This is a genomic window from Herbiconiux sp. 320_LB (assembly GCF_059691755.1).
Genome location: NZ_JCAWAD010000003.1, coordinates 731,039 through 737,172 on the forward strand (window position 1 = coordinate 731,039; position 6,134 = coordinate 737,172).

The window sequence follows — 6,134 nt, forward strand, 5'->3', positions numbered from 1 at the left end:
ACGACGCCCGACCGGTGTCGTCGCCCCTTCCTCTGAGGCACCCGTCCCTCGACTCCTCCTTCCTGAAAGCACGAGACGCCATGTCCTCCTCTGTCCTCGACGCGCCCCCGGCGGCGCCGGCCAACACCCGCAGCCGGGTGATCCTCGCGAGCCTGATCGGTACCTCGATCGAGTTCTACGACTTCTACGTCTACGCGACGGCCGCCGTCCTGGTCTTCCCCTCCCTGTTCTTCGCGAACTCCGACCCGACGATCTCGCTGCTGCAGTCGTTCGCGGTCTTCGGAGTCGCCTTCGTCGCGCGGCCGGTGGGCAGCATCCTGTTCGGCCACTTCGGCGACCGGATCGGGCGCAAACGCACCCTCGTGGCCTCGCTGCTCACGATGGGCATCGCGACGGTGCTGATCGGCTGCCTGCCGACGGGTCTGACGCCCGGCTGGGAGATCCTCGCCCCCGGGTTCCTGGTGCTGCTGCGCTTCTGCCAGGGTCTCGGCCTCGGCGGCGAGTGGTCGGGTGCGGCGCTCCTTGCGACCGAGAACGCGCCGAAGGGCAAGCGCTCGATCTACGGCACCTTCCCGCAGCTGGGCGCGCCGATCGGCTTCATCATCGCGAACGTCGTGTTCCTCATCCTGAGCACCACCCTCGCCTCCGACGCCTTCCTCGCCTGGGGCTGGCGGGTGCCGTTCCTGGTCTCGGCCGTGCTCGTGATCGTCGGCCTCTACGTGCGGGTGCGCCTGGTCGAGACGCCCGCGTTCCAGAAGGTCGTCGAGAAGGGCGAGGTGGCGAAGCTGCCGCTGGCGCGCGTGTTCAAGACCAGCTGGCGCCCGCTGATCCTCGGCACCTTCATCATGCTGGCCACCTACGTGCTCTTCTACCTGATGACCACGTTCACCCTCACCTTCGGCACCACCGCCTCCTCGGTCGAGGCCGCGCAGGCCGCCGCCACCAAGGCGGGCAAGGCCTTCGACCCCTCGACCTTCGTGCCGGGGCTCGGCTACGGCCGCAACGACTTCCTGATCATGCTCGTGGTCGGCTGCGTGTTCTTCGGGATCTTCACGCTGGTCTCCGGCCCGCTGGCCGAGAAGGTCGGGCGCCGCAACGCGCTGATCTGGACGACGGTCGGCATCGCCGCGTTCGGCCTGCTCTTCGTGCCGCTGTTCGCCGGGGGCTTCGTGGGCGTCATGGCGCTGCTGATCATCGGCTTCACCCTGATGGGGCTCACCTTCGGGCCGATGGGCTCCGAGCTGCCCGAACTCTTCCCGGCGAACGTGCGGTACACCGGATCGGCGATCAGCTACAACGTCGCCTCGATCCTCGGCGCGGCCGTCGCCCCGTTCATCGCGGTGGCCCTCTGGCAGGCGGCGAACGGCAGCACGGCGCTGGTGGGCAACTACCTGTCGCTGATGGCGCTGATCACCCTGACGGCGCTGCTGATCAGCAAGCCGGAGAAGGCCGACGACGTCGACTTCGCCGACCGGCTGAGCTGACAGGCGCGGGACTTATCCTGGAGGGCGAGCGGATGCGATCCGCTCGCCCTCCGGCGTTTCCAGAAAGAAGAGCATGTCCAGTTCGACGACGTCAGCACCCCCGCGATCGCGGAGCCCGTTCGCGCGCGGCCGGAAGACCGACGAGGGACCGCGGGCGAAGTTCCGCCAGCTGCTGCCGTTCCTGTTCGAGCACAAGAAGGTGCTCGGGGTCGTCGTGGTGCTCAGCATCCTCGGCGCGGCCGCGAGCCTCGCCCAGCCGCTGCTGGTCAGCCAGGTCATCACCGTGGTCCAGGCCGGCCGGCCGCTGGACATGCTGGTCTGGGCGCTGGTCGCCCTGGTCGTCGTCTCCGGCGTGATCAGCGGCTTCCAGCACTACCTGCTGCAGCGCACCGGCACCAGCGTCGTGCTCTCGGCCCGCCGCCAGCTGGTCTACCGGATGCTGCGCCTGCCGATCAGCCAGTTCGACACCCGCCGCACCGGCGACCTCGTCTCGCGCGTCGGGTCGGACACGACGCTGCTGTACGCGGTCATCACCCAGGGGCTCGTCGACGCGATCGGCGGATCGCTGGTCTTCTTCGGCGCGCTGGTCGCGATGCTCATCATCGACCCGGTGCTGCTCGGGCTGACCGTGCTCGTGATCGCCGTCTCGGTGGTGACCGTGGTGCTCATCTCGGGCCGGGTGCGCACCGCGAGCCGTCAGCAGCAGGAGAAGGTCGGCGACCTGGCCGCCGCCGTCGAGCGCTCGATCAGCGCCATCCGCACCGTGCGCGCCGCCAACGCCACCGAGCGCGAGACCGCGACGGTCGAGAAGGATGCGCAGGGCGCCTGGGAGGCGGGCGTCAAGGTCGCCAAGATCTCGGCCCTCGTCGTGCCGATCGCGGGCATCGCCCTGCAGGTGTCGCTCCTGGTCGTCCTCGGCGTGGGCGGCTTCCGCGTCGCGTCCGGCGCGATCACGATCGCGAGCCTGGTGTCGTTCATCCTGTTCCTGTTCATGATGATCATGCCGCTCGGGCAGGCCTTCGGCGCCCTCAACTCGGTGAACCAGGCGCTGGGGGCGCTCGGCCGCATCCAGGAGATCATCGACCTGCCGGTCGAGGGTCAGGACGACCGGGAGATCGCGGCCCGCTCGGTCGCCGGCTCCGCGTCGCCCGAGGCCCCCGCGGTCGAGTTCGTCGACGTGCACTTCGCCTACGACGAGGTGCGGAAGGCGGGCGACTCGGGTCTTCAGGACGCACCGGAGGAGGAGGTCTCGACCGGCGTGCTGCACGGTGTGAGCTTCGCCGCCCCGCGGGGCAAGCGCACCGCGATCGTCGGGCCCTCCGGCGCCGGCAAGAGCACGATCCTGGCGCTGATCGAGCGCTTCTACGACCCCACCTCGGGCGCGGTGCGCTTCGGCGGGGTCGACGTGCGGCGGTTGTCGCGCACCGAGCTCCGCTCGCAGATCGGCTACGTCGAGCAGGATGCACCGGTGCTGGCCGGCAGCATCCGCCAGAACCTGCTGCTGGCGAGCCCCGACGCCACCGACGAGGAGTGCATCGAGGTGCTGCACGCCGTCAACCTCGGCGAGGTGCTCTCGCGCTCGGCCGAGGGGCTGGATGCCGCGGTCGGCGAGGACGGTGTGATGCTCTCCGGCGGCGAGCGCCAGCGGCTCGCGATCGCGCGGGCGCTCCTGGCCGCTCCCCCGGTGCTGCTGCTGGACGAGTCGACCTCGTCGCTGGACGGCCTCAACGAGCAGATGCTGCGCGGCGCCATCGACGCCGTGGCCGAGAACCGGTCGCTGATCGTGATCGCGCACCGGCTCTCGACCGTGGTCGACTCCGACCAGATCGTCGTGGTCGACCACGGCCGGGTGGTCGGGGTGGGGACCCACTCCGAGCTCGTGGTCTCGACGCCCCTCTACCGCGACCTGGCGAAGCACCAGCTCCTGGTGTGACCGTCTTTCAGCCTCGGGGGGTGGCCCGGCGGAGGACGAGGTAGCCGGTGAGCGCCGCGAGCGCGGTGGGGATGAGGCCCCAGGCCACGACCCCCGCCGCCCCGTTCGTGACGAACCACGCGCCGACCGCCGGCCAGCCCGACGCCAGGGTGATCAGCACTGCCGCGCCCACGAGCACGACACCGAGGGTCGCGAAGAAGACGAGCATCCCGTTCACCCGCCACCGCTGGTAGATCGTGGCGATCGCGGCTCCGACGAAGAAGAAGAACAGGAACGCCGCGGTGAACAGCCCGAGCCGGGCGTACCAGGGCGCATCCCAGCCGCCGAAGTAGACCACGGTGAACATGCGGCCGCCGAAGCCCCACCCCTCGGTGGCCCGCTCGATCGTCGCGAGCACCGTGAAGGCGATGCCGTAGAGCACCGAGAGCGCCACGAACACCAGGGAGCTGCCGAGCCAGAACTCCCGCCGGGTCGCACTGAGCCCCAGCGCGAGCGGGAAGTACTGCGCCATCGAGAGCACTCCGAGCACGAGCATGTAGACGAAGAAGTAGAACGAGGCGCCCGAGTACTGCAGACCCTCGAGGGCGTCGGCCCGATCGGCGGGGTCGGCCACCGACTGGAAGATGATCCACCAGATCACCAGGTTGACCAGGAAGATGAAGGCGAGGATGAGCCACGGCACCCCGAACACGCTCATCCGGTTCATCACCTGCAACCGCGCCACAGCGAGGATGCGGTGGGGCCGGCGGGGTGCGTCGGCGACGTGGGTCGCCGCGACGGTCGTGGGCGGGCTGTAGGCGGTCATGCGCTCTGCTCCTGTTCGATCGAGGGGGATGCGGGGACGGTGCCCGCGGTGATCCGCACCACGAGCTGTTGCAGCGACACCGGTCCGATCTCGAGCCCTGCCGAGACCGCCTCGGCCCGCTCGGCGGCGCTCAGCCGCCCGACGGTGGCCGAGGCCAGGCCGCCCAGCCGCTCGCTGTGCAGCACCTCGCGCCCGGCGGTGAAGGCGTCGACCGCGGCGGCGGTGCCGGCGACGGTGCTGGCCGACCCGCGGAGGCTCTCCGCATCCTCGTCGATCACGATGGCGCCGTCGTCGATCACGATCACGTGCTCGAGCAGGTCGCCGACCTCGTCGATCAGGTGGGTCGAGAGCACCACGGTGCGCGGATGCGCCGCGTAGTCCTCGAGGAGGCGGTCGTAGAAGGTCTGCCGGGCCACCGCATCCAGCCCGAGGTAGGGCTCGTCGAAGAAGGTCAGCGGTGCGCGCGACGCCAGCCCGGTGATGACGCCGATGGCCGAGAGCTGCCCGCGCGAGAGCTTCTTGATGCGGCGCTTCAGCGGCAGCCGGAAGTCGTCGACCAGGCGGGCGGCGAACTCGGCGTCCCACTCCGGGAAGAACCACGGGGCGCTCGCGAGCACGTGCTTGGCGGTGAAGTCGTCCGGGTACTTCTGGCTCTCCTTGATGAAGCTGATCCGGCTGAGCACGCGGGCGTTCTCGACCGGGTCCTCCCCGAAGACGCGGATGCTGCCGGAGCCGGCGAACTCCTGCCCGGTGAGCAGCTGCATCAGGGTGGTCTTGCCCGCGCCGTTGCGGCCGAGGAGGCCGTAGATCGTGTTCTCCTCGATCGTCAGGTCGACCTGGTCGACGGCGGTGACGGTGCGGTAGCGCTTGGTGAGGCCACGGGCCTCGACGACGGCGGTCATGCGTCGTCCTCCTCTCGGATCATGTCGACCAGCGCGGCACGGGAGATGCCGAGCTTCTCGGCCTCCGTGACGAGTGGCCGGACGTACTGGTTCTGGAACTGCTGGCGCCTCTTCGAGACCAGGCGCTCACGCGCCCCCGTTGCGACGAACATGCCGATGCCTCTTCTCTTGTAGAGGATCCCCTCGTCGACGAGCAGGTTCACGCCCTTGCCGGCGGTCGCCGGGTTGATGCGGTGGAAGGCCGCGAACTCGTTCGTCGAGGGAACCTGGCTCTCTTCGGGCAGAGCGCCGGCCAGGACGTCGTTCTCGATCAACTCGGCGATCTGAACGAAGATCGGCCGCGAGTCATCCACGGTCGACCCACCTGGTTGGTTCATTACTCATGTAACTAACCAACCAGGTGGGGCGAACGGTGTCAAGGATTTTCTACGGAGCGCAGTCGTAGAGGTAGGTCACCGAGTCGACGGGGGTGCAGTTCGCGGTGACCAACGAGCGGATGGCGGCGACGTCGCCGGTGGCGATCGTGGGGGCCTGTACGGCTGCGCCGCCGGTTGCGCCGGTCGCGCCGGACGCGCCGGTCGCACCGGTGCCGCCGGCGCCTGCCCCGCCGCCGCCTCCGCCGCCGAAGCCGCCTCCGAAGCCCCCGGTGCTGGAGACCAGCACGTACCGGAGCTCGCCCGAGGAGACCAGCGCGGTGAAGGCGTCGAAGGAGGGCGCGGGGTCGGCGCCGCTGAAGCCGCCGATCGGCAGCACGGCGTCGCCGTCGGTCGCGGTGATGTAGCCGGCGGCGGACTGGGCGCCGAAGGTGGCGACGAGGTACCGGGCGCCGCCGCGGTTGGCCTGCACGTAGGCGAGGACCGCCTGGTCGGTCGCGCCGTCGGGCAGGGAGCCGCCCTGCGCCGCCCCGTTCGGCGCGGCGGGCAGCGACCCGCGGCCCGCTCCGGTTGCGCCACCGGCGGTCGCGCCGCCACCGTCTCTTCTACCCATCTCCGAGCCCACGAGACACTCGT

The 6,134-nt window shown here is 70.2% G+C and carries 6 protein-coding genes; 2 read left to right on the forward strand and 4 right to left on the reverse strand.

Annotated elements, in window-relative coordinates:
- Positions 1-80 precede the first annotated feature (80 nt).
- Together AC59HU_RS11285 and AC59HU_RS11290 are read left to right on the forward strand one after the other, a co-directional pair.
- Complete coding sequence (locus AC59HU_RS11285; RefSeq protein WP_497223479.1) at positions 81-1,484, forward strand: MFS transporter; 1,404 nt, start codon at positions 81-83, stop codon at positions 1,482-1,484.
- A 73-nt stretch (positions 1,485-1,557) separates the two neighbouring features.
- Positions 1,558-3,417, forward strand: a complete 1,860-nt coding sequence (locus AC59HU_RS11290) for an ABC transporter ATP-binding protein (RefSeq protein WP_497223480.1) — start codon at positions 1,558-1,560, stop codon at positions 3,415-3,417.
- Positions 3,418-3,424: 7 nt separating this feature from the next.
- Here the strand turns inward: AC59HU_RS11290 and AC59HU_RS11295 are convergent, their stop codons facing one another.
- From AC59HU_RS11295 to AC59HU_RS11310, 4 genes are all read right to left on the reverse strand, one after another.
- Complete coding sequence (locus AC59HU_RS11295; protein ID WP_497223481.1) at positions 3,425-4,222, reverse strand: hypothetical protein; 798 nt, start codon at positions 4,220-4,222, stop codon at positions 3,425-3,427.
- The gene (locus tag AC59HU_RS11300; RefSeq protein ID WP_497223482.1) at positions 4,219-5,124 is read right to left on the reverse strand and encodes an ABC transporter ATP-binding protein; all 906 of its coding nucleotides are present in this window, start codon (positions 5,122-5,124) and stop codon (positions 4,219-4,221) included. The genes AC59HU_RS11295 and AC59HU_RS11300 overlap by 4 nt, the downstream gene beginning before the upstream one ends.
- A complete protein-coding gene (locus AC59HU_RS11305) occupies positions 5,121-5,501 on the reverse strand; it encodes a GntR family transcriptional regulator (RefSeq protein WP_497223483.1) in 381 nt (126 codons plus the stop codon). The genes AC59HU_RS11300 and AC59HU_RS11305 overlap by 4 nt, the downstream gene beginning before the upstream one ends.
- 49 nt (positions 5,502-5,550) lie before the next feature.
- On the reverse strand, positions 5,551-6,134 hold a 584-nt coding region (locus AC59HU_RS11310; protein WP_497223484.1), incomplete at its 5' end, for a mannosyltransferase YkcB-related protein.

Coding starts and splice junctions, on each gene's coding strand:
- AC59HU_RS11285 (WP_497223479.1), top strand. CDS start 81: ATGTCCTCCTCTGTCCTCGACGCGCCCCCGGCGGCGCCGGCCAACACC.
- AC59HU_RS11290 (WP_497223480.1), top strand. CDS start 1,558: ATGTCCAGTTCGACGACGTCAGCACCCCCGCGATCGCGGAGCCCGTTC.
- AC59HU_RS11295 (WP_497223481.1), bottom strand. CDS start 4,222: ATGACCGCCTACAGCCCGCCCACGACCGTCGCGGCGACCCACGTCGCC.
- AC59HU_RS11300 (WP_497223482.1), bottom strand. CDS start 5,124: ATGACCGCCGTCGTCGAGGCCCGTGGCCTCACCAAGCGCTACCGCACC.
- AC59HU_RS11305 (WP_497223483.1), bottom strand. CDS start 5,501: ATGAACCAACCAGGTGGGTCGACCGTGGATGACTCGCGGCCGATCTTC.